Source organism: Achromobacter sp. UMC46, assembly GCF_014170335.1.
GTDB lineage: Bacteria > Pseudomonadota > Gammaproteobacteria > Burkholderiales > Burkholderiaceae_B > Achromobacter.
The window spans coordinates 581,736-603,710 of the sequence record NZ_LZZS01000004.1 but is presented as its reverse complement, the minus strand read 5'-3'; the positions used below and the strand labels follow the sequence as shown (position 1 = coordinate 603,710).

Sequence of the window (21,975 nt, the reverse complement as noted above, 5' to 3'; positions counted from 1 at the left end):
AGGTACCTCGAAAAAAGTGGGGGTTAAGTCTTACGCAGTTCGACGACTCGATTGAGTCGTCCCGCGGTCGTATCCGCGTCAAAACTGACGCGCAGAACGCGCAGCTGGCGTTCTATTTCAAGATCAAGGCGGCGCACGCGCTCAACACCGGGCACCGCTCGAATCCGGGCGCGCAAGATCGCTTCAATGCTGGCCCGGTCAGGCGACTTCACAAGAATGTCGTCGAAGTACGGGACACCAAAGGTCGTGTCCAGAAACCACTCGCCCATAAAGGCCAGCAATGTCACCTTGATCTGTTGCGCGATCCGGTCGGCGCCATCCAAAAACGATGTCCGCCCGAGCAGATCCAGATCCAGATCGTGGTCGGCGGAAAGTGCTAGGTCCAAAGCCATCAGACAGGGTCCTCCGTAATGCCGCCGGCGTAGGGGTGGCGATGCGAGTCGCCGATGTTCTTGCCGTTGTGCGTAATCGATCCGCCTTCATAGGCCACACCGCCTCGGATCCGCATGGATGCGCCGCCCGCGCCGCCCGCGCCCGCCATGCCTTGGGTGTAGACAAGCGGCCCATTGATCGTGACAGGCGTGTTGAAGGTGGCTTGCTCAGCCTCTACGGTCCAGTTCTTGACCTGAAAGGTCAGTTCGCCCGCGGGCGACAACTTAAGCGTGCCGGGACCATATTGAATGCAAACGTTGTCGGTATCGGCTGCCAACGAACCCGGCCTCAACAACGGCGTGGCAAAGGCGTCGGACAGATCAAACTGGCGCGGGTCATCCGGTGGCCCGTTGTCGCCCGTCAGCCAGTTTTCCAGTGCGCGGGCCGAGAACGACAGCTTGATCGCGTCGCCCGCTTTCAGCGGCACCGAAATCAGGGCCTGAGCGCCATTCACGTCACCCACGGGCCAGCACACCGGCACGCGAACAATCTGGGGAGCAGGCAAGTTCTCGCCGTTGGCAAGACGCTTGGCCAGCGCCGGACGCGCAGTCACGAACATGCCGTCATAGCTCACGACTTCGCCCGGCAGTGTCGTGTAGACGTCGGCCAGCTCCGTCGAAATAATCGAGCGGATCGCGTTAATTGCGTTGCTCATCTTTTATCCTTCTTCTTGGGCGGCGCGTACCGGTCAACCAGGTTCAATTCGGTCAGCCAATCGCCGGTTTCACTGTCGCCCTTGTGTTGCACTTTCTCGACGCGCTGAAAGGCTTCAACAGTGCGGCTTTCCAGCTTGACCAAATCGCCGGGGTTGATCATCGGCAGCAGCAAGGATTTCACACTCCAGCCGTCTCGCTCCTGATGTGCGCTAACCGGGTTGGCGGCATCGTTGGCCGGCTTGCCCTTCGGCTTCGCCTTCTCCTGCGCGGCTTCTCTTACCCGCTCTGGATGACCCAGCAAGCCGGTATCGACAGCCAACACCACCGCCTGGCGTCGCGTGGTGCCACCACGTTGCAGCACTTGCAACTGTTGATTCTGAATCGACCATTCCAGGCCGGTACCTTGCGTAACCTTGTGCAGTGCCGTACGCGCCGCGCCATAGAACGAAAAGCCGTTGACCCAGGTGCGGTCAGGCACGTCATCGGCCATCATTAGCGACAAGCCCATTTGACGGGCAATGTCACGAATGATGGAGCTTGCCAAAGCGCCCTGCCCCAAGCCGATAGACACGGCCGTGTCCCGCACCTCGGTATAACCATCCTTGACGATCAGTTCAGTGACCACGTCGGGTTGGTCAAATTTTGAATAGGCAAACACGATACTGCCCGAGGCCATCAAAATCGGCCCGCCCTCTTCGGCATATCCCGCGTACAGCACACAGCGCAGCCCCGGTTCTTCCAAGGCTTTACGCGTTGCGGGCGCCAGGTTGTAAAGGCGGATCTTGTGATCGTTCGGCTCTTCGTTGACGTCTTTGGTGACCTCGAACACCAGCCGTATAGGCGGCACGATCTCCAAGCCTTTGGCACCACCCTTGCCCACCAACAGCCGGTAGACCCGATTAAATCTGGCCATCTGCCACCTCATCCACCTCGATGTACATCAGCGGCACCACGCCGCTGGGCAGCGCTTTCCGGCTGATGGCGTCACGGCGGTCCGGGGCGCGAGCCACCAGTTCGCCGGCCGGCACCGCCAGGTGCCGGAAGCCGCCCAGCAGCGGCGTATCGGGCACGACGGCAATGCCTGCCACGATCAGCTCGTTGTAGGCATTCTCGATCGACAAGACCCACTGTTCGGCCTCGCTGTTCCAGGACAGCCGCAAGAAATAAGTGACGCCGTCCAGCTCCACCTCGGTGAGACTGTCGTTGGCGTCCAGAATTGGAATCTCAAACATGGGACCTTCCTGGAAATTTGGCAGACGTCATGCTATTGCGGTGGGCGTCTCAAAAGGCTTGGAAACCTTGCCCGCATTGGTTTTGGTGGCACCCGCTTTGCCGGTAGCGCTGCCCGAGGTCTGCTCGGGTGGAATATCCACATGACGCAGCGCCACCTTTCGGATCTTCTTGAAGCTGGCGGAGATTTCGAAACGTTCGCCACCGGAATTGCTGCGTCCGATTTCGCAGGACTCCATGACGAAGTCCACGTATTGGTCCAAGCCAGTCGAAATCGTGATGGGCAAACGGTTCGCGTGAATCTCACGCAAAGCCGCTTTGGCGCTGATCAATTTGGAGCGGCCCGCGCCGCCTGAGCTGACGCCATTTACGCCCCGATTGGCCGAACCCATCAGGGCAACTTCCGCCGCCGTCACCCAACCGTCCAGCGAGAGTTTTTCGGATTCCTGCACGACGTGGTCGGACACGGGCGAACCTTCCTCAACGGCATACGACGTCGCCTGGCTGCTAAGCGAGGTTTTCTCGCTTAAGAGGGCATCAAGCGGAACGGTGCCGATCCTGCTGCCCCCGTTCCAGCCAAAAATCATGGATACAAAGCTCATGGTTTCTCCTAGCTCGAGGCCTCGACGCTTCTCGGCACGAATAGAGACCGAGTAATAATTTCCCTGCTGTCAAAGTTGAAGCCTTCCCCGGCCTTCCTGACTTCTGAGCCGACAGCCACAGGATCCAAACCGGTCGCGTTGACTGTGAAGCTGTTTTGCACATTGACCGCTTGGTTCATCTTGCCGAAACCGCCTCGCAGCGCCGAGCCTGGAGACACACCCGGAACGGCATTTCCCGCCGCAAATGCCTGCACTTGCGGTTGTGCGGCCAGCGCCTTGGCTGAATCCGTCATAGCGCCCTTCTGCTCATCTGACAGCATCTGGCCAGGCAGCAAACTCTTGAACCAGCTGACCGCCGACTTGAACTTGTCCATGACCCAGGTCTGGATGGCGTCGCCAATCGCGCGGATCACGTTCAGGATTCCACTGCCGATGTTGGCAAAGAAGGTCCACAAGCCGGTAAACGCGCCGACCAGGTGAGCGATCGCGGCATCCCAGTCGCCTGTGAATGCAGCCACCACGGCGTTGACCAGACCGCTCCAGAACGCCCACAGCGCCGAAAACCACGCCATCAAGGGGTCCAGAAAATAGCTCTGGGCCAATCCCATCAGCGTGTTCCACGCCAGCGAGATATAGGCCGTAACCGTATCCCAAGCCGCCAACAGATACGACGTGACGGAATCCCACGCTGCTTTCAGATATCCCGTGACGGAACTCCACACAGCCACTATCGCTGCGCTGATCACATTCCAGTTTTCGTAGATTTGCCATACAGCGAGGGCCAGCATGGCGAACAGCATAAGAATCCGGCCTAGCGGGTTCATGGTCACTGCCCGCCACAACATAGGCACAGCCGTCCGAGCCAAGAACATGAACAGTGGGCCGATGGGCGAAAGAATGCGCCACAAACCATAGGCTACCGCCGAGACCATGGCGAGCTGCTTCGCCCATTCGCCCACTGCCAGGCCTGCGCTGCCCAGCAAGTCCCTCACAAAAGCCAGGACCGTGGAAACAGCCGCAATTTCGTCCTGCCAGTTCTCCACGCCTCCGACCATGCTGCCCAGCACGGATTCGCTACCATTCAGCCAGTTGGAGATGTCTTCGCCGATCAGATAGATCGTGGTCAGAACCGCAGCCATGCGCAGCATCGGCCCGAGCGAACGGCTCAAACCCGAGAACGTCTGCGCCGCGCCCGCAGGCCCGGAGCCGGCAGACATCGCGGTATTCAAACCAAAGGCAGCGCCCGTCGCGTCACGTAGCGCTCGGAGCAAACCGCCCGACTGACGCGACGCCGCAGCCAGCCACTGGTTCAACATCACCAGGCCAAACGATGCCCCGGCCAGCGCGAGCATCCTGATCACAAAGCCCAGGTTGTCCGCCAGCAGTTCAACGGCCCCCGTCACGATCTGCAACGTGGAGCGGCCGCCAATCATGGTCCCAAAGAACCGTTGCCAAGCGTCGTTCAACACCGTCACCGAACCGGCAAGACTTGCCGGCTTGGCGCCTGCCTCTGCTTGCAGCGCAGGCAACTGTGACTGCAAAGCCGGCAGTGCGCGGTCGGTGCTGAGCATGCCGCCTTGGGCCTGGGCTGTCAGACCTTGCAGCGTGGTGCCCATTCCCTTGGCCATGGCGTCTTGCAGACGCTTGGGCAACGCAGCGAACTGCTCCGCGCCAAACCCGCCCTGCTCGACGGCCTTGAGCATCGACTCCATGATGGCGCCTCGATCACCGCCTTTGCTGCCAGACAAGGCCGAGCCCAGCGCCACAAGCTGCGTGACATCCAAGGTGTCCTGCGTGGACTTGCCCTGGCCCGCCATGCTGCGCTGCATGCGCATAAACGTATCGGCATTGTCGGCATAGGCTGTACGCGTCGTTCGCGACATCTTGGCCAACTCGCGGTCGGCCTCGGTGTACTCCTGGGTTGAACTCGTTGCCCGGCGCATGGCGTCTTCCACCTGCACCCAGGCATCGATATCGCCCAAGATCTGCCGAACCGAACCAAACCCCACCAACGAACCCGAAGCGCCACGCAAATTGGCAACGGCTTTTGTCAGAATGCCTGTTGGTCCTGCCGCCTTCTTCTGCAGCTGGATCAGGTCGTTCAGACCTGCCTGGGCCCCGATCATGCTGCTTGCGACATCACGCATCGCCTGAATGGCGCCCGCCGAGTCGGCCGCCATCTTCGACATGGCGTCCTTGAACCCTTGCCGGTATCGCCTGATTCCGGTTTCGTCCACCTGGTAGCTCAGGACAGCCACTACTTCCCTTACAACGGTCATCGTTACCTCGCCTTCCGTTCTGACGCGGCTTGCGCCGCCTCCTGGGCATCCATCAGAGCGTTCAGCTTCAGGATGTCCAGGAGGTCGACGTCACCGCGTTTGACGGCGTCCAAACTGACATGGCGGGCCAGGATGGGCCGCCAAATGATCAACTCTCGCTCGAAGCCTGCGTCGAACTGCCCGACAGACTCGCCAGCTTCTCGCGGGCCGGACCAAAGCGGCCGACCCAACGCGCCAAAGGGCCGGCGAAGTTGTGCTCAAGAATGTGAAACAGCAGTTCCAGGATTTCGGCGTAATCGGTAAACGCCAAACCACGATGCGCGGCGGTCAGCTTCTGGGGCTCGCGCCCCACCAGCTCAAAGCTGATCAGTTCCGAGTCGATCAGGCGCTCGGCCCAGCCGCCCAGCGCGTCGCCGCCCAGCTTGGCCGACAGCTCACGAAAGGCGTTCAGCATGGCGCTTTCATCACGTTCCTGCGTGGGGTTATCGCTGCCAAACACGGTAGTCAGCATCGAACCGGCCGCCGGCAGCACTTCCTTTTGCAGATCGCCCAGCAGCTTGAGCTGGCGGAACGGATCAAAGCGGGAAATGCGGAAGATCGTCGTACCGATGACCACTTCCTTGATCGCGGCCATCAGGCGTTACCTCCGACTACGTTGATGGCCTGGCCGGTTTCGATCGTCCATTCGCGGGAGCCGACCTTGGCGCCGTAGCCGGCATCCGGCATCTTCACGATCCATGCCGAATCCGACGCATGCAGAGACAAGCCGCGCAGATCGGTAATCGAAATCGGGAAGGCGCCATTGCCCTCGGTGGCCTTGTCGGCCTGATGCAGCGCCGACAAGGCCGCATTGCTGGCGCTGGTCTGCATCAGCGTGAGCTTGATGCTCAGGCGCGAATTGCGCGACATGGCGCGCGACACCTCGCCGTCGATACCGACGACGGACGCAATGCCATCGCCCAGTTCAGTGACGGTCACGAAGTTGTCTTCAGCCAAGCCGGAGATGGGCAGCGCGCCCACCACGATCTTCACCTGGTTCGGTGCGTAAGTTTTGACGGACATGGAAATACCCCGATTACAGTTGTTGGTAGGTGAGGTTGCCTTTGATCTCGGCAACATGGATGGCGCCCGCCAGACGGGCGCTGAACTTCAGGTCACGCAGAATGCGGTTGGCCTTGTCGTTCGTGGAGATGCCAGCAGCGCGCGGCACGGTGATCACAAAGCCGGGAATCGTGCGGCCCGCGTCGTCGATCTCGTCGGGCGCGATCAGGCCACGGCTTTGACCAAGCAGCAGTGCCTGGCGAATGCCATTGACCAGAATCTGAATGCCCACGTCGGTGTACGGCACCTTGCCGTTCGCATTGATCAGTTGCGATGCGACGTTGATCTTCACCTGCTCGGACAGCCAATCGCGGCCACGGATCACGTCGATCCATTCGCCAGCGGCGACCTTGCCGTTTTGCGTCACGGCAAAGTTGCGCATCTGCTCGAACGTGTTTGCGTTCTTTGCATGCGCAGCCAACGCCTGGCCTTCGCTCAGGCTGTCGTACGTCACGCCGGACAAGCGCGTATTGGCCCAGGTTTCGCCGCCCGGATAGAACGTAAAACGGTTGGCGCTGACAGCAGCTTCCAGCGCTTCTTTTTGGGCCTGGCCGTGATACCAGACATGCGTGCGAAAGTATTGTTTTTGCTGGCACTTGGACGCAATGTCGCTGGACACGGCGGCATCGATGATGCCGGCCTGGTCGGACGACACACCAAACAGGCGCTCATTGGATTCCACCCATTCCGCGGCATCCAGCACGTCGGCTTCAACACGGCTGGCCAAGGCCACGCCGTACCAGTCGCCGTTTTCACGCAGGCATGCATTCAGCGCGGCCGAGGGGGTTTCGGTGCTGACGGGCGCCGACAGCTGCAGATTGCCCTTGATGGCGATCGCTACCGCATTACCGGTTTGCTCTGCAGTCACCGACACTTCGGCGCCAACAGCGGCAGCGGTCACGGGTGCGTCGGTCGCGGCAATGGCAGCGACCAAGGCGGTAGCGATCGTCTCCGGCGTGCTGTTGGCAACGCCCTTAGCCGTCGCGTCGGCCTTTTGGACCAGTCCGGCGCCATCACGCCACGACAAGGTCACGGTGTAATCCGTGGCGGCAGCGCGCATCACGGTAAACGTCGAGGCATCCACGTGGCGGCGGCCAACAAAAACACGAGCAACCGTCGGGATCTGCTTGAACGCATCGCGCACGGCGACGTACAGCGGGTCGGTCTGAGCGATACCCATGTCCAGCAACTCGCCGGGCTCGGTCACGGCCAGAATGCGATTGACGGCCAGCGCGTGTGCGCCAAGGATCAGGATGTCAGAGAAGTTCTGTTCCTTGATCGCCGTGGTGTTCAGCGAGATCGCCACATTGACGATCCGGTCGATTTTTGCCATTTGCGGCTCCAATAAAAAAGCCGCCATAAGGCGGCAGGACAGTTAGGAAGATCCATGACGCTACGGCGCCGTGGGTATCTTCACGGTGAAAGGGGTGTCGATGGCGGCAGTGGTTCCGCCAGTCGTGGTGGCCACGCCGGTCACGGTCTGAATCGTGCCGACGAAAGCGGTATAGGTTTGCGAATAGCGGATGCCCAGCTCCAAGGCGCCGCGCCGCACGTCGAATGCCGTGCCCTGCTCGGGCGGAACATTCTGCAGGCGCCCCGTCTCGAAGAGCGCCAGACCCAACGCTTCGGCGCGCTCTTCAAATACCGGATGCTGCAGAGTCAGGCCCAGCTTATCCAGCGCGCTGAACGCCGCAACACCGAAACTCTTCAGTTCAACGGTGGCATCGCGATGCTCCAGCATGGCCAGGTTGCCGTCCGCATCGACTTGACCTTCTTCGGCGGGCCCGGCGTCTATCCACCGCACGACCAACGTGACATAAGGCGGCTGCGGGGCCGGTTCGATTCCTTCGGCAGACACGACAGGCATGCCATCTGCCGCGGCCCTCACCAATTCAAAAATAGCGTCTTCTGGCGTCATGGCGTCCCAGTGAATGGGTTGCATCAATAGGCCTTTTACAGCCCCGAAAAAAACAAAGCCCGCGAACCTTGTGGTTGGCGGGCTGCATTTCGTGTGGGCGCAATGGCCCGCCGTCATTGTCTCAAATCCGGTCCCAAATGTGGACGATTTTCGGCAAGTACATGTCCCAATTCGGACCACGCATAGGTAGCCGACTTGGTGTTGCCGCCGCAGCGTTGCACGTGGCCCGCATCCAGCAAATGATCCAGCACCCGGCGGGCGCCGCGGCGCATGGCCTCATGAGACGCGGGCGCCAGCGGAATGCCGCGGCTGACATGACGCAAGATTTCGCGCATCTTGAATTCGCGCCCCGGATACGCCGCCAGCAGATCAATGACCTCGTGCGCATACTTCATTTGAAAGCCCTCCAGACCCGTTGCTTGAAACTGCCAAGCGCCACCTTGTAGTAAGGCAATGTGATGCCGATGACACGGCTTGCCTTGTCCTGGCGCAGATGCGCTGGCAGGTCGCCGTAATCTGCACGGCGTGTGTATTCCGCCTGGACCACGCGCCGCTCGGCCAAAGGCAACGCCTGGTACAGCCCGTCAACTTTGCTTGCGCGCTCGTGATTGACCGGAATCTGGATGGGCTCATCGTCGTCCTGGTGACCGGGCAGCGGCGGGAACGCGCATACGTCGGGTTCGTCCTCCAGCATACGACGCGGGCCGGGCCAATCGCCTTCCCATTGCGAGCGCGCCCAATTGCGTATTTCGTCTTCCACCCAACGGGGCAAACCTTCATCCATTCGACACCTCATACTTGTTGCATTTTTTCCCATAGGGCTTGCCCTTAAGACAGCGCAGAACCGTATCGCCAAAGGGCGTCTGCACCGCACGAGCGTTTGCGCAGCCCGCGCATGACCGATTGATCGCCGTTTGTTGCCGGCTCATCAGCACTTTCATCGGATCGCCCATTTCCCAGCGGCACAGGGTTTCCCGTCGTTGTTCCATTACCTGCCCTCCCCAGGCCGGATGACGGCCGATATTTGCGTAGCCATGTCGAATTCACATTGCGCGTGGGTCAGCATCTGTGCGATGGCTTGCGTGGGATGCCCCCCTTGCGCGATGCGCGCTTCCCATTTGGCGATCCAACGACGGTGCGGCGGGCTATCGCCATCCCGTCGCTTTGCCGCGCTCATCTTTTTCAGGGCAGCCTCGACCTGCGCAGGAGACGCCAAGCTCTGGCCTGGCGCTGGCAGCGCCGCACGCTGTTGCGGAATATCGGGCCATGTGCTTTTGCTGAGTTCTTCGGCCAGCGTTCTTTCCCACCGGCTCTTGATCGACCCGTAGTTGCTGTTCAAGAGATCCACCGTGCTGACGCCCACCGCCGCCCAATACACTGCGGGATGCGACCACACGCCCAGTTCGCCGCGCCGGCGGGCTGACATGCCACGCACGGCTTCGTGATACGCCACTTCGGGCGTGAGCCAGGGGCAGCACAGCTTCAGAAACTCTGGCAGCGTCGGCGGCCATTCGCGAGCCAGGCAGGCGTGCAATCCGCGGCGCACCTGGGACTCATCCAAGCCAGCCAGTTTCTGGTTCCACGAATCTTTCAATTCACGCGGGGTCAGGCCCTCCCACTGCTGGGCAAACTTTGCGCCGTAGAGCAAGTGCATCTCGTTGACGACCAGCGCTCCCAGCCCGATCGAAGCGTTAGTGACCGGCATCAATCACCCCCATGTCGATTTCACGCGGCGCCCGCCCTTCGGCCAACACATCGCGCAATTCCGACGACCAGTCCGCCCGCTGCCGCGCCCGGCTGACCGGAGCGGACCTTGATGCCGCCCTTGGCGGGAACAAACCTTGATAGCCACTGGCAATGCTGTTGGCGATGACGGCGCGCGCCGGAAATCCCTCGGCCAGGTAACCAGCAAGCTGCTGCAGCTGACGCCGCGCGCCCTCTTCGGTGACGGGCTTTTTGCGGGCCTTGCGATCCGCTACCCAGCTGACCCAGTCTTCCCGGTCCAGCCATTCGGGCAATTCGATCAAAGAAACATCGCAACTGGCGACTCGCTTGCGCCCGGGGGTTGAAGCTTCTTCCTGGCTCTTGGTTCCTGGTTCTGGTTCCTGGTTAGTTGCACATCCGTTCAACGGCGGTTGCTCGCCTGCCGATGCCGCGTCAGGCCGCAGCGCCTTCTGCGCACGCTTGGCCGCGCTGGCTTTGCCGGCCGCAGACTTCGCTTCTTTGTTGCCGTGATACCTGGCAATCTCGGCGTCGCAGCGCGCGTGCGTCCAGCCTTCCGTGGCTTGAACAAAAAACTCGTTCAACACCTGGGTGACGGCGGCTTGCTCTTCTTCTGAGCGGGCGATCAGCAGGCGGCATAGCTTGTCGACATCCAGGGCCAAGGGCGCTTCGGTGTCGTAGTAGAGTTCGATCAGATCGCGGTACACGCTGCGTTCAATGCGCGTGAGGTGCCGCGTGGCGCTATTGAAATCGCCGATGTGATGGGGGTAGTAATTCATTCCGCTTTCGCCCCTTCGGCCAGCTCGGGCCAGATTCGATTGCAATCGGCGGGACGCAGGTCGCGCCGGGTTACCGCGCCGCTGGTGGCGTGCTCGATGGGCACGCAGTGCTGGACCGGAACGGGCCTGCGGCCCGTGCGCCATTGGTAGATAAGCGCGGGGGAAACCCCCACGCGTCGGGCGAGCGCCGCAGCGGTAAGCGCTCCATCCCGGTCGAAGTAATCGTGTAGCTTCATTAACAAAACTATAGCGATGCTACAGTTTATAAGCAAGCCATGCTATAGTTTTATTTGAATAGCATTGCTATATGAAAATGTGGACGATCGAAGAGGAAGCCGCCGCCCTGCGCGCACGCTTTGAAGGCGTGAACCGCGCGGCGTTCGCTCGCGACCACGAGGTCAAGGGCGGCCAGGCGATGATTTATCAGCACATTACTGGCCGTCGCCCTATTGGCCTCGAGGCCGCGATGGCTTATGCCGAAGGCTTCGGCTGCACCCTCGCCGCGATCAGCCCGCGACTGGCCGTCGAAGCCAAAAAGGCAGCGTCGCTATCGACGGCCGCCCCCCTTCCCCCGCCGGCCGCAGACGTCGCATGGCCTTTTCCTTCCGTGCCCGCATCACTGGTAAGAGGCCTGGCCGACGACCAGCTCAAGCGCCTGGAGGGCGCATTGCTGTTGGCGCTGGGCCAGATGGGCGTAAAAGCCAAGGGACCGTCCGCGCAGTCCAAGGCCCAACAAGCCAGGCGCGGCGCCCTCATGAACATCGACGCGGCCGTGGACGAATTCCCGATGGCGCCGGTCGCTGCTGCCCCGTGGGATCCTGATGGACTCACCACCCATCAGGCCGATCGCGCCCAGGCCTTGCGCATCAGCACGGCGGCCAATGTCGGCCATGTGTCCAACGCCGGCTACTCCGCCAACGACCAGGAATTCATGCCCATCCCTGAACTGGATGTGCGCCTGGCCGCCGGCCGGCTGGGCATCGAGAACTACCACGAGACCGAGATCGGCGAGATCCTCTTGCGCCGCTCGTTCCTGGAATCATTCAAGCTGCCGATCAGCCGCATGAAGATCGTTTACGCGCAGGGCGACAGCATGGAACCCGTCATCCGCAACGGCGGCCCCATGCTGTTCTTCGAAGACCCCGTCACCGACCCGCGCGAGATCGACCCGCGCACGGTGTACGCCATCAACCACGGCGGCAAGATGATCGTGAAGTGCATCTCGCGCGAACGCGAAGGCGCTTGGCTGGCCAAATCGCTGAATCCCGCTTATGCGCCCTTTCCGCTTGAAAAGGAAGACGGATGCGAGGTGCGCATTGTCGGGCGGATCTTGTGGTCGCCTTATGATCTGCGTAATGGCGTGGATGAGCGGCTGCTGTAGATGCCATGGCACGAACCCGGAATGTCGCGGCCTTCGGGTATGGGCGCGGAACGTGTACGAGTACGCCTTTTTCGCCACCTTGCGAGCATCCGAACGATTGGGTCGTTTCTTGGATAGCGAAGTGGTCCTGCGGGCTTGATCGCAAAGAAGGGGACCGGAGCGCGCCACACCCGCGATCCACCGAATCAGCGCTGGCAAGGAATTATTAGAATTTTTCTTGCGCGCAAAAGAAAAAAGCCGCTCTAGGCGGCTTTCTTCCAACAAATTCTTGGGGTGGCTGATGGGGCTCGAACCCACGACAACTGGAATCACAATCCAGGACTCTACCAACTGAGCTACAGCCACCTCTGGTACTGCTTTGGCGCTACTTTCGTAGTGCTTTTTCTTCCGCCGCCGCGCTTCAGAAAGAAGCTCAACAACGAAGAGGCCGAACTATAGCACATTTTTTTGGCCCGTCAAACGCCCTGCCCCCAATTTTGCTTGCCTGAGTTTCCCAGCTTGCTATCCTTCCGCTTGGTTCCCCTTGGAGGTCGTCTCTTACGCCATCGATATGGATCGCATACACGCAGTTTTGATCGATTACTGGCCTCATCTGGTTTTTGCCATCAGCATCGTGGCCGGGACTGGCGCGGCGGTGCATGCCGCGATGACCAAACAAGATGTGCGGGCGGCCATCGGCTGGGTGGGGGTGGCGTTGTTCTCGCCACTGTTCGGGGCCCTGTTCTATTTCGTGGCGGGGATCAACCGCATCCGCAAGACGCGGCTGTCGCAGCAGCGCGACGAGGCGATGGTGGTCGATGCCGAGCAGGTCGAGACCTTGCCCGTAGACGTGGCGCCGATTTCGGGGCCGCAGTTCGCGTCGCTGAAGGTGCTGGGCGACCGCGTCAGCCGGTTCCGGCTGCTGGGCGGCAACGCCGTGCAGCCGCTGGCCGGCGGCGACGAGACGTATCCGGCCATGCTGCAGGCCATCCGTGGCGCGCGTCATGCGATCGCGATGCAAAGCTATATCTTCGACAACGATCCGATCGGGCGCGAGCTGGCCCAGGCGCTGATCGAGGCGCAAGCGCGGGGCGTCGAGGTGCGGGTGCTGATCGACGCCATCGGCTCCAAGTACTCGCGCCCGCCCATCGTGCGCCTGCTGGCGCGCGGCGGCGTGACGGTCGCGCGTTTCATGACGAATCCGATGGGCGTGCTGCGCATGCCCTACGCCAACCTGCGCAGCCACCGCAAGGTGCTGGTGATCGACGGGCGCGTGGGGTTCACCGGCGGCATGAACGTGCGCGCGGCGTTCGTCAGCGCGCTGGCGGGCGACGCCACCAACCACGACACGCACTTCCGCGTGGAAGGGCCGATCGTGACGCAGCTGATGTCGGTGTTCGCGCACGACTGGAACTTCACCACGCACGAATCGCTGCCCGCCAGGCCGTGGTTCGACCCGCAGGCCCTGCCGCCTAGCGGCAACGTGCCGATGCGCTGCGTGCCGTCCGGCCCCGACCGGGCACTGGGCAGTTCGCACAATATGCTGCTGGGTGCGCTGGCGGTGGCGCAACGCCATGTGCGCATCCAGTCGCCCTACTTCCTGCCCGACCAGACGCTGATCGGGGCGTTGGCGACCGCCGCGCGGCGCGGCATCCATGTGGACATCGTGATTCCCGGCAAGAACAACCTGCGCCTGGTGGACTACGCCATGTCGGCGCAGCTGGACCAGGTGGTGCGCACGGGTTGCCGGGTCTGGCGCGCGCACGGCGCGTTCGACCATTCCAAGCTGATGACGGTGGATGACGCCTGGGCGTATGTGGGCTCGTCCAACCTGGACCCTCGCAGCCTGCGGCTGAATTTCGAGCTGGACACCGAGATCTACGACCCCACCGTCGCCCGCTGGATCGGCGACCGGGTCGACGGGCTGATCGGTCAGGCCAAACGCGTGGCGCTGGAAGATTTGACGCAAGCGCCGTTCGCCAAACGCCTGCGCAACAAGATCATCTGGCTGGCCACACCGTACCTATGACGCGGCCGATGCATCTACGGTAATCTTGCGGCATGCGCTACGAACTCACTGATCTCCGCCTTTTCCTTGCGATCGCCGAAGCGAAAAGCCTGTCGGGTGGAGCCGGCACGGTACACCTGACGGCGTCCTCCGCCAGCTACCGCCTGAAGAACCTGGAGTTCGCGATGGGCGTGCCGCTGTTCAAGCGCGAGGCCCGCGGCATGGAACTCACGACCGAAGGCGCGTTCGTGCTGAAGCACGTGCGGTCGCTGCTGGCAGGCGTTGAACGCATGCACGGCGAAGTCAGCGGGTTCGCCAGCGGGTTGAAGGGCAGCGTCAAGCTGTTCGCCAACAGCAGTTCGCTGAACGGCTTCATCGTGCCCAGCCTGAGCCGCTTCCTGTCGGCCAACCCCAATGTGAACATCCTGCTGGAAGAACGCTCCAGCAATACGATCGAGGCCGCGATCGCGGGCCAGGAAGCGGACATCGGCATCTTTGCCGGGCAGGCCAAGTCCGCCGGCGTGAACGCCATCCGCTACGCCATCGACGAGCTCATCATCGCAGCGCCGCTGAACCATCCGGTGGTGGAGAGTTCGCCGGTGCGGTTCCCGGCGGTGCTGGACCTGGATTTCGTGTGCATGAGCCGGGCCAGCAGCAACTACGTCTTCCTGCGCGACATGGCCAAGCTGGCGGGCAAGACGCCCAAGGTGCGCATCCACGTGCACACCTTCGACGCCGTGCTGTCCATGGTCGAAGCCGGCGTGGGCGTGTCGCTGGTACCGCGCAGCATCGCCGCGGCCGCGCTGCGCGAGAAGCGCATTGCGGCAGTGGCGATCAGCGAACCGTGGGCGCTGCGCGAATTGACGCTGGTAACGCAAGCCGGTGTGCCGCTGTCGCCATTCGTCGAACAGGTCGCCGAGTATCTGCTGGACGACCCGATCGTCGCCGCGACGCGCGGGCCGGACTGATCAGCCCTTGCGTTCGCGCTTGCTGGCCAGGAATTCGTTCATGAATTTCTGCGGTTCGCCGGTGTTGAAGGCGGCGCCGAATTCCGCGACGCTGTCCTCGATGGCCTCGTCGACCGACATCGTCTCCCAGCGGCGCAGCAGCTTCTTCTGCTGGCGCAATGCCGCCGGCCCCAGCGCCGCGAAGCCTTCCGCCAGCTTGCGCACGGCCTGATCCAGTTCCGCCTGCGGCACGGCCGCGTTGACCAGCCCCCAATCCTGCGCGCGACGGGCGTCGATCAGTTCGCCCGTCAACAGCATCCAGGCACTATTGGCCGCGCCGATCAGTTGCGGCATGAGTGCCGCGTGGATCACCGACGGGATACCGACTTTGACTTCAGGCATGCCGAACTGCGCGTGGTCGGCGCAAATGCGCAAGTCGCAGGCCAGGGCGAACTCCAGGCCGCCGCCCAGGCACCACCCCGGGATGCGGGCGATCACCGGCACGGGAAAGTGGCGCACGGCGTTGCAGAGGTCGCGCAGGTTCGAGATGAATTTCTGGGCGCGGGGCTCGTCCAGGGCGGCCATTTCCGCGATGTCGGCGCCCGCCACGAACGCGCGGTCGCTGGCGCCACGCAGCACCAGCACGCGCACCGAGTCGTCTTCGCGCAAGTGGTCAAGCGCCTCGCGCAGGCCATTGATCACGGGCGTGCTCAGGATGTTCAGCACCCCGGCGTCCTGCATGGTCAAGGTCGCGATGCCGGCGGCGTCGATCTCGGCGCTGGCGTGGGGGAAGGTCAGGTTTCTGGTGTTCACGAGTGCTCCTTTACTGCATTTTCTCGAACTTGATGTCCTCGACCACGGTCTTCCAATGGCCATAGGACTGCGCGATCAGCGCGCCGAATTCATCGCGCGACATCGGGCTGGGCACGGCTCCCTGCTTTTCGATGGCGTCGATGGTCGCGGGATCGGCCAGCGCCTGGCGCACGGCCGCATTCAGTTTGTCCAGCACCGGCGCGGGCGTACCTGCGGGCGCGGCCAGGCCGAACCACGACGGGTTGTTCATGGCGGGCAAGCCGGCCTCAGCGTAGGTCGGCACATCGGGCAGGACCTTGAGCCGCTGCTTGGCCGCCACCGCCAACGGACGGATGCGCTGCCCCTGGATCAGCGGGTAGGACGACGGGATGTTGTCGAACACCACCTGGACCTGTCCGGCCACCAGGTCGTTCAATGCGGGCCCCAGGCCCTTGTACGGCACGTGCAGCATGCGCGTGCCGGTGGTCTTCATGAACAGTTCGCCATTCATATGGCTCAGCCCGCCGTTGCCGGATGACCCGAACGCGTACTTATTGGGGTCGGCCTTCAGCAGCTTCAGGAACGCGGCCAAGTCTTGCGCGGGCAGCGCCGGGTTGACCACCAGCACATTGGGCACGTCGGCCAGATTGCTGATCGGCGCGAAGTCGCGGACGGGGTCGTAGGCGCTTTTGGCGTAGACGTTGGGGTTGACGGCATGCGAGCTTTCCACCGCCATCACCAGCGTATAGCCGTCGGCGGGTTGCTTGGCGGCGTACGCCGAACCGATGCTGCCGCCCGCGCCAGGCTTGTTCTCGATGATGACGGACTGGCCCAGTTGCATGCCGAGCTTGTTGCCGACGACGCGCGCGATGATGTCGGTGGTGCCGCCCACCGCATACGGCACGACCAGACGGATCGGCTTGTCGGGATAGTCGGCAGCGGCCAGGCCGGGCACGGCCAGGCAGGCCAGCAGGATGGCCAGCGGGAATTTAATGGGTGTCATTGTTGTCTCCTCGGGGTGGTTCAAATCGTGGCCGGCCGCGTCAGCACCGCGTCCGTGTGTTCGCCCAGCAAAGGCGGCGCCGCGCCCATCGCGCTGGCCGGCGTGCCGGCCAATAGCGGATTGCGCACCAGCCGGACTTCGCCCAGCACCGGATGGGTGGTGGTCTGAAGCAATTCCCGATGCAGCACTTGCGGATGCGCGAAGACCTCGTCCAGCGTGTGGATCGGCCCCCATGGCACGCCGGCGTCGTCGAACGCGTCGGTCCAGCGCTGGCGCGGCGCGGCCGCCAGCACGGCAGCCACCTGCGGACGCAGGCTGTCCATGTTCGCCAGGCGCGCGCTATTGGTGGCATAGCGCGCATCGGCCGCCCATTCGGGATGCCCGGCCACGCCGCTGAAACGCCCGAATTGGCCGTCATTGCCGATCGCCAGGATCAGGTGGCCGTCGGCGCAGGCGAAGACCTCGTAAGGCGCGCAGTTCGGATGCGCGTTGCCGCTGCGCTTGGGCGCCACGCCGGACACCAGGTAGTTGGCGCCCTGGTTGGCATTCAAGGCCACGGCGACGTCAAGCAGGCAGATATCCAGCGGCATGCCCTGGCCGGTCTGGTCGCGTTGGCGCAAGGCGGCCAGCACGGCGGACGTGGCGTACATGCCGGTCATCAGATCCACGACGGCGACCCCGGTGCGCAGTGGGCCGGCGCCGGGCGTGCCGTCCGGTTGCCCGGTGTAGCTCATCAGCCCGCCCATGCCCTGGAACACGTAGTCGTATCCCGGCTTGCCGGCCAGCGGGCCGGACTGGCCGTAGCCGGTGATGGACAGGTAGATCAGCCGCGGGTTGACGCGGGCAAGCGAGGCGTAGTCCAGGCCGTACTTTTGCAGACCCCCTGCCTTGTAGTTTTCGACCAGGATGTCCGCGTCGGCCACCAGTTCGCGCACGCGGGCCGCGCCCGCTTCCGATGCGAAGTCGATTGCGACCGATTGCTTGCCGCGGTTGCAGGCCATGAAGTAGGCCGACATGGACGCGCCGCCGTCGGCGGATCGCAAGTCGGGCGGTCCCCAGCCGCGCGTATCGTCGCCGCGTTCCGGGTGTTCGATCTTGATGACCTCGGCACCAAGGTCCGACAGGTTCTGCGTGCACCAGGGGCCCGCGAGGATGCGCGACAAGTCCACGACTTTGACGCCGCGCAAGGCGTTGTGAAGCATAGTGTCTCCGTGATTCAACCGCTTTTGAAAATTATGTCAGCGGCCCCGTCCCACGAGGAGTTGAAAGTTTCGAACGGTGCGTTCGCGGGGTTTCAAAGCGGCTTCCGCCCCCCAGGGAGCACATGCCAGGCTTTAGAAAAGCGCGAACGTTGAGTTCGAATATTTCGGATGGAGTAATGCGTTTGGCACGGCCATACTGGCTCGGCCGAGGCGCATAGGCAGCCGCGCCGCCGGACGATAAGAACCCCAGGAGACAACCATGAACCGCAATATCCTGCGACGCGGCACGCTGAGCGCGCTGCTTCTCTGCAGCGTCGCCGCTGGCGCAGCTCGCGCCGAATACCCGGACCATCCCGTCACCGTCGTCGTGGCGTTCGCGCCTGGCGGCATGACGGACATCGTCGCGCGTCTGCTGTCGGCTGAATTGGGCAAACGCTTCAAGCAGACCTTCGTGGTCGAGAACAAGCCCGGCGCCGCCGGCCAAGTCGGCACCGAACTGGTGGCGCGCCAGAAGAACGACGGCTACACGCTGCTGGTCAGCGCAACGGGCCACGTGATCGGCCCGGCGGTCAACGACCGGGTCCGCTACGACCCCGTCCGCGACTTTGCCCCAATCGGCATCCTGGCGCGCGCGCCGAACCTGGTGGTGGTCAATGCCGGCCTGCCGGTCAATACTGTCCCCGAATTCCTTGCCTGGGGGAAAGCCCAGCCAGGCGTACCGTACGGCTCGGCGGGTTTCGGGGGGTCGACGCATCTGGGCGGCGAGTGGTTGAAGAAGATCACCGGCGTGCCGATGGAGCATGTCCCGTACAAGGGCGCGTCGCCCGCCACCAATGCGGTGGTGTCCGGCGAATTGAAGGTCGCCGTGCAGGACGCGATGAGCGTGGCGCCCTTCATCAAATCGGGCCAGTTGCGGCCGATCGGCGTGGCCAGCGCGCAACGCAGCAGGCTGTTCCCTGATCTGCCTACCTTCGCGGAATCCGGCGCACCGGGGCTGGACGTCTACACCTGGCTGGGATTCTATGCCCCCGCAGGCACGGACCCGGCCATTGTGGCCAAGTTGAACCAGGCCACCAACGACATCATGAATTCACCGGAAATGGTGCAGCGGCTGGCGGGGCAGAATAGCGAACCGCTGGGCCCGATGACGCCGGATCAGGCGACGGCATTCGTCGCCGGCGAGACGGCCAAATGGCGTGACGTGGTCAAGACCACGGGCGTTAAGGTCGAATAAGCGGCGGGGATGCGCGCAGCGCGCATCCCCGTTGTCTTAACCATCCGAGGCGGGCGTCGGCGCGGCACGTACGGCGAACACCGCGTTTGCCTTGAGCATGACGCGGCCCGCTACCTGCAGCAGGCAATTGGCGTAGATCAGCCGCTTGCCCTGCTTGTCGATGCGGACGTGCGCTTCCAGCCAGTCTCCCGGCTTGACCGGATTCAGGTATTCCACCGACATCTGCACCGTCACCACCGACACTTTTGCCCGCTGCGCGATCGTGAACCCCAGCGCGCTGTCGGCCAGCGTGGCCAGCAGGCCGCCATGGGCGATTGCATGCATGTTGGTGTGGGCGTGGGCCACTCGCATGGCCAGGACCGAGTCCGCATCGCGCCGGTACAACGCGCCAAGCTCGGCCAGATGGGTCATGAAGGGACTACTGGGCTGCCAGGGCTCGAAGCCCGAAGGAATAGTGTCTGTCATGGACTCACGCGAAAGGTTCCGGGGGGGAATCCTGAGTAGGGTTCGGAGGCTAGCGGGGTACGCAGCAGTATCGCAAAGAAGGCCGGGACCGGCATGTCGCCGGCCCCGGCCTCGACCGCTCTGCGGACGCCTTAAAACGCCGCCGCGCCTTCGGCCACCCGCTTTTCCAGCAGGGCGGCGGGCTTCCAATGGTCGCCGTGGGTCTCACGCAATGCGTTGATTCTGGCAAGCGTGGCGGCCAGGCCCAGCGTCTGGGCGTAGAACATGGGGCCGCCTCGCGCGCCGGGAAACCCATATCCGTGCACGTAGACCACATCCACGTCCGAGGCGCGCTGCGCGATGCCCTCGTCGATGATCTGCACCCCTTCGTTGATCAGCGCCAGCATGCAGCGCTCGACGATTTCTTCGTCGCTGATCGAGCGCCGGACGATGCCGGCCTCGCGCGCGCAATCTTCGATGATGGCGTCCACGACAGGATCCGGCAACGGCTCGCGGCTACCGGGTTCATAGCGGTAATAGCCCGCCCCGGTCTTTTGCCCGAAGCGGCCCTGTTCGCAAATGCGGTCCGCCACCTTGGAATACCGCAAATGCGCGGGCCGGGTCGGCGCCAGGCGTTTGCGCGTCGCCCAGTTGATGTCCATGCCGGCCAGGTCTGCCATGGCCAACGGCCCCATGGCCATGCCGAAGCGCGTCAGCGCGCCGTCGATCTGCTGCGGGGTGGCGCCCTCTTCCAGCAGGAAGCCGGCCTCACGCCAGTAGCCCGTCAACATGCGGTTGCCGACGAAACCCTCGCATACCCCGACCAGCACCGGAATCTTGCCGATTCTCTGCGCCGCCGCCATGCAGGTGGCGATGACGTCGGCGCTGGTGCGCTCGCCGCGCACCACCTCCAACAGCTTCATCACATTGGCCGGGCTGAAGAAATGCAGGCCGATGACCGCCTCGGGCCGCGACGTGCAGGCGGCGATCTTGTCGATGTTCAGGCGGGACGTATTGGTAGCCAAGATGGCGCCGGGTTTGCAGACCGTGTCCAATTGTTGGAACACGGCTTGCTTGACGGCCATGTCCTCAAAAACGGCTTCGATCACCAGATCGGCCTGAGCAAGATCCTGGATGTCCAGGCTGGGGGTAATGCGCGCCATGCGCACTGCCACGCCGTCGGCGTCAAGTTTGCCCTTGGCGGCGGTGACGTCGTAGTTTTTGCGGATGAGTGCCAAGCCCCGGTCCAGGGCAGCCTGGTCGCGTTCATACAGCGTGACCGCATACCCGGCATTGGAGAACGCCATGGCGATGCCGCCCCCCATCGTGCCCGCGCCCAGGATGGCGACTTGGCCCACCGTTGCGGCACGGCCGCCGCCTGCGACGCGCGGCGCCTCCTTTTCGGCAAAGAACAGATGGCGCAGGGCCTTGGAGGCGTCGCCGGCGACCAGGAGGTCGAACTGCCTGCGCTCCTCGTCCAAGCCGGCCTCGATGGGCAGGCGTGTCGCGGCCTCGACGCAATCCGTCGCAGCGCGCTGGGCCTGCGCATTGCGGGCCTTGGGGTTGAGTGTCGCGCGCGCTGCGGCGAAATCGACGCCGTGGCCGTCCACCGCCCGTTGACCCGCAACAGGATGCGTGGCCTCTGCCGCGCGGTCCCGGGCGTAGGACAGCGCAAGATCCATCAAGTCCCCTTCCGTGACGGCATCCACCAACCCGGCCGTCAACGCAGCCGCCGCATCGACCGGCGTTCCTGTCTGGATCATTCTCAACGCGGGCACTACGCCGATCAGCCGCGGCAGCCGTTGCGTGCCGCCGCCGCCCGGCACCAGGCCCAGGTTCACTTCCGGCAAGCCCAGGCGCGCGCCGGCCTGCGCGACACGATAGTGGCACCCCAGGGCCAACTCCAGCCCCCCGCCCAAGGCAAAGCCGTGGATGGCGGCAACGACGGGCTTGTCCGAAGCCTCGATCGCGGCGATCACGTCGCGCAACATGGGCTTGGCCACCGCAGCCGGCGTGTTGAACTGGCGGATGTCTGCGCCACCGCAGAACGCTTTGCCGGCGCCCGCGATGACGATGGCGTCAACGCCGGAGTGGGTTCGTGCACGCGCCAGGCCGGCAAATAGGCCGCTGCGCACGGTGTCGCCCAGGCCGTTGACCGGCGGATTGTCCAGGTACATCACGGCGATGCGCCCATGCAGCGCATAACGGACCGTGCTGGACACCGCGTCGGCGGAAGAAGGGACGATGAGGGTCATGAAGGCTCCTT

25 protein-coding genes and 1 tRNA gene are annotated in these 21,975 nt (G+C 63.4%); 4 read left to right on the top strand and 22 right to left on the bottom strand.

Annotation, left to right across the window (positions count from 1 at the left end; genetic code table 11):
* Positions 1-23 precede the first annotated feature (23 nt).
* From A9973_RS05620 to A9973_RS05545, 16 genes are all read right to left on the bottom strand, one after another.
* Positions 24-392 (bottom strand): hypothetical protein, encoded by a 369-nt coding sequence (locus A9973_RS05620; protein WP_183012762.1) that lies wholly within the window; start codon positions 390-392, stop codon positions 24-26.
* Complete coding sequence (locus A9973_RS05615; protein ID WP_183012761.1) at positions 392-1,087, bottom strand: Gp138 family membrane-puncturing spike protein; 696 nt, start codon at positions 1,085-1,087, stop codon at positions 392-394. Before A9973_RS05615 ends, A9973_RS05620 begins: the two co-directional genes overlap by 1 nt.
* Positions 1,084-2,001: a hypothetical protein gene (locus tag A9973_RS05610; protein ID WP_183012760.1), complete on the bottom strand. Its 918-nt coding sequence runs from the start codon at positions 1,999-2,001 to the stop codon at positions 1,084-1,086. Before A9973_RS05610 ends, A9973_RS05615 begins: the two co-directional genes overlap by 4 nt.
* Positions 1,988-2,320, bottom strand: a complete 333-nt coding sequence (locus A9973_RS05605; protein ID WP_183012759.1) for a hypothetical protein — start codon at positions 2,318-2,320, stop codon at positions 1,988-1,990. Before A9973_RS05605 ends, A9973_RS05610 begins: the two co-directional genes overlap by 14 nt.
* 27 nt (positions 2,321-2,347) lie before the next feature.
* Positions 2,348-2,920 carry a phage baseplate protein gene (locus A9973_RS05600; protein ID WP_183012758.1) on the bottom strand — a complete coding sequence of 191 codons (573 nt, stop codon included), beginning with the start codon at positions 2,918-2,920 and terminating at the stop codon, positions 2,348-2,350.
* Between the two features lie 8 nt (positions 2,921-2,928).
* Positions 2,929-5,199, bottom strand: a complete 2,271-nt coding sequence (locus tag A9973_RS05595) for a tape measure protein (protein ID WP_183012757.1) — start codon at positions 5,197-5,199, stop codon at positions 2,929-2,931.
* 148 nt (positions 5,200-5,347) lie between these two features.
* Positions 5,348-5,833, bottom strand: coding sequence for a phage tail assembly chaperone (locus tag A9973_RS05590; protein WP_183012756.1), 486 nt, complete (start codon positions 5,831-5,833; stop codon positions 5,348-5,350).
* Positions 5,833-6,261: a phage protein gene (locus A9973_RS05585; protein WP_183012755.1), complete on the bottom strand. Its 429-nt coding sequence runs from the start codon at positions 6,259-6,261 to the stop codon at positions 5,833-5,835. The genes A9973_RS05590 and A9973_RS05585 overlap by 1 nt, the downstream gene beginning before the upstream one ends.
* A gap of 13 nt (positions 6,262-6,274) precedes the next feature.
* A complete protein-coding gene (locus A9973_RS05580; protein WP_183012754.1) occupies positions 6,275-7,633 on the bottom strand; it encodes a DUF3383 family protein in 1,359 nt (452 codons plus the stop codon).
* Positions 7,634-7,693: 60 nt separating this feature from the next.
* Positions 7,694-8,218 (bottom strand): hypothetical protein, encoded by a 525-nt coding sequence (locus A9973_RS05575; protein WP_183013171.1) that lies wholly within the window; start codon positions 8,216-8,218, stop codon positions 7,694-7,696.
* Positions 8,219-8,331: 113 nt separating this feature from the next.
* Positions 8,332-8,613 carry a hypothetical protein gene (locus tag A9973_RS05570; protein WP_183012753.1) on the bottom strand — a complete coding sequence of 94 codons (282 nt, stop codon included), beginning with the start codon at positions 8,611-8,613 and terminating at the stop codon, positions 8,332-8,334.
* On the bottom strand, positions 8,610-9,002 hold the full coding sequence (locus A9973_RS05565) for a hypothetical protein (RefSeq protein WP_183012752.1): 393 nt from the start codon (positions 9,000-9,002) through the stop codon (positions 8,610-8,612). Before A9973_RS05565 ends, A9973_RS05570 begins: the two co-directional genes overlap by 4 nt.
* On the bottom strand, positions 8,995-9,207 hold the full coding sequence (locus A9973_RS05560) for a hypothetical protein (RefSeq protein ID WP_183012751.1): 213 nt from the start codon (positions 9,205-9,207) through the stop codon (positions 8,995-8,997). The genes A9973_RS05565 and A9973_RS05560 overlap by 8 nt, the downstream gene beginning before the upstream one ends.
* Positions 9,207-9,923, bottom strand: coding sequence for a hypothetical protein (locus tag A9973_RS05555; protein WP_183012750.1), 717 nt, complete (start codon positions 9,921-9,923; stop codon positions 9,207-9,209). Before A9973_RS05555 ends, A9973_RS05560 begins: the two co-directional genes overlap by 1 nt.
* Complete coding sequence (locus A9973_RS05550; RefSeq protein ID WP_183012749.1) at positions 9,910-10,719, bottom strand: YdaU family protein; 810 nt, start codon at positions 10,717-10,719, stop codon at positions 9,910-9,912. The genes A9973_RS05555 and A9973_RS05550 overlap by 14 nt, the downstream gene beginning before the upstream one ends.
* The gene (locus A9973_RS05545) at positions 10,716-10,955 is read right to left on the bottom strand and encodes a YdaS family helix-turn-helix protein (RefSeq protein WP_183012748.1); all 240 of its coding nucleotides are present in this window, start codon (positions 10,953-10,955) and stop codon (positions 10,716-10,718) included. Before A9973_RS05545 ends, A9973_RS05550 begins: the two co-directional genes overlap by 4 nt.
* A gap of 71 nt (positions 10,956-11,026) precedes the next feature.
* Here A9973_RS05545 and A9973_RS05540 point away from each other — a divergent pair, with 71 nt between their 5' ends.
* A complete protein-coding gene (locus A9973_RS05540; protein WP_183012747.1) occupies positions 11,027-12,100 on the top strand; it encodes a S24 family peptidase in 1,074 nt (357 codons plus the stop codon).
* A gap of 269 nt (positions 12,101-12,369) precedes the next feature.
* Here A9973_RS05540 and A9973_RS05535 read toward each other — a convergent pair.
* Positions 12,370-12,445, bottom strand: a tRNA-His gene (locus A9973_RS05535).
* 205 nt (positions 12,446-12,650) lie between these two features.
* On the opposite strand from A9973_RS05535, the gene cls reads away from it, so the two are divergent.
* Complete coding sequence (gene cls / locus A9973_RS05530; protein WP_183012746.1) at positions 12,651-14,108, top strand: cardiolipin synthase; 1,458 nt, start codon at positions 12,651-12,653, stop codon at positions 14,106-14,108.
* Positions 14,109-14,140: 32 nt separating this feature from the next.
* Complete coding sequence (locus A9973_RS05525) at positions 14,141-15,055, top strand: LysR family transcriptional regulator (protein ID WP_183012745.1); 915 nt, start codon at positions 14,141-14,143, stop codon at positions 15,053-15,055.
* Here the strand turns inward: A9973_RS05525 and A9973_RS05520 are convergent, their stop codons facing one another.
* Genes A9973_RS05520 through A9973_RS05510 form a run of 3 tightly spaced genes read right to left on the bottom strand, consistent with a single transcriptional unit; the run spans position 15,056 to position 18,031 of the window.
* Complete coding sequence (locus A9973_RS05520; protein WP_370539446.1) at positions 15,056-15,847, bottom strand: enoyl-CoA hydratase; 792 nt, start codon at positions 15,845-15,847, stop codon at positions 15,056-15,058.
* A gap of 10 nt (positions 15,848-15,857) precedes the next feature.
* Positions 15,858-16,829 carry a tripartite tricarboxylate transporter substrate binding protein gene (locus A9973_RS05515; protein ID WP_183012743.1) on the bottom strand — a complete coding sequence of 324 codons (972 nt, stop codon included), beginning with the start codon at positions 16,827-16,829 and terminating at the stop codon, positions 15,858-15,860.
* A 20-nt stretch (positions 16,830-16,849) separates the two neighbouring features.
* Entirely contained in the window at positions 16,850-18,031 is a 1,182-nt protein-coding gene (locus A9973_RS05510) for a CaiB/BaiF CoA-transferase family protein (protein ID WP_183012742.1), read from the bottom strand.
* A gap of 259 nt (positions 18,032-18,290) precedes the next feature.
* On the opposite strand from A9973_RS05510, the gene A9973_RS05505 reads away from it, so the two are divergent.
* Positions 18,291-19,265, top strand: coding sequence for a tripartite tricarboxylate transporter substrate binding protein (locus A9973_RS05505; protein ID WP_183012741.1), 975 nt, complete (start codon positions 18,291-18,293; stop codon positions 19,263-19,265).
* Between the two features lie 36 nt (positions 19,266-19,301).
* Here A9973_RS05505 and A9973_RS05500 read toward each other — a convergent pair whose 3' ends face one another.
* Together A9973_RS05500 and A9973_RS05495 are read right to left on the bottom strand one after the other, a co-directional pair.
* Positions 19,302-19,730, bottom strand: a complete 429-nt coding sequence (locus A9973_RS05500; protein WP_183012740.1) for a PaaI family thioesterase — start codon at positions 19,728-19,730, stop codon at positions 19,302-19,304.
* Positions 19,731-19,861: 131 nt separating this feature from the next.
* Positions 19,862-21,964: a 3-hydroxyacyl-CoA dehydrogenase NAD-binding domain-containing protein gene (locus A9973_RS05495; RefSeq protein WP_183012739.1), complete on the bottom strand. Its 2,103-nt coding sequence runs from the start codon at positions 21,962-21,964 to the stop codon at positions 19,862-19,864.
* Between the last annotated feature and the right edge of the window lie 11 nt (positions 21,965-21,975).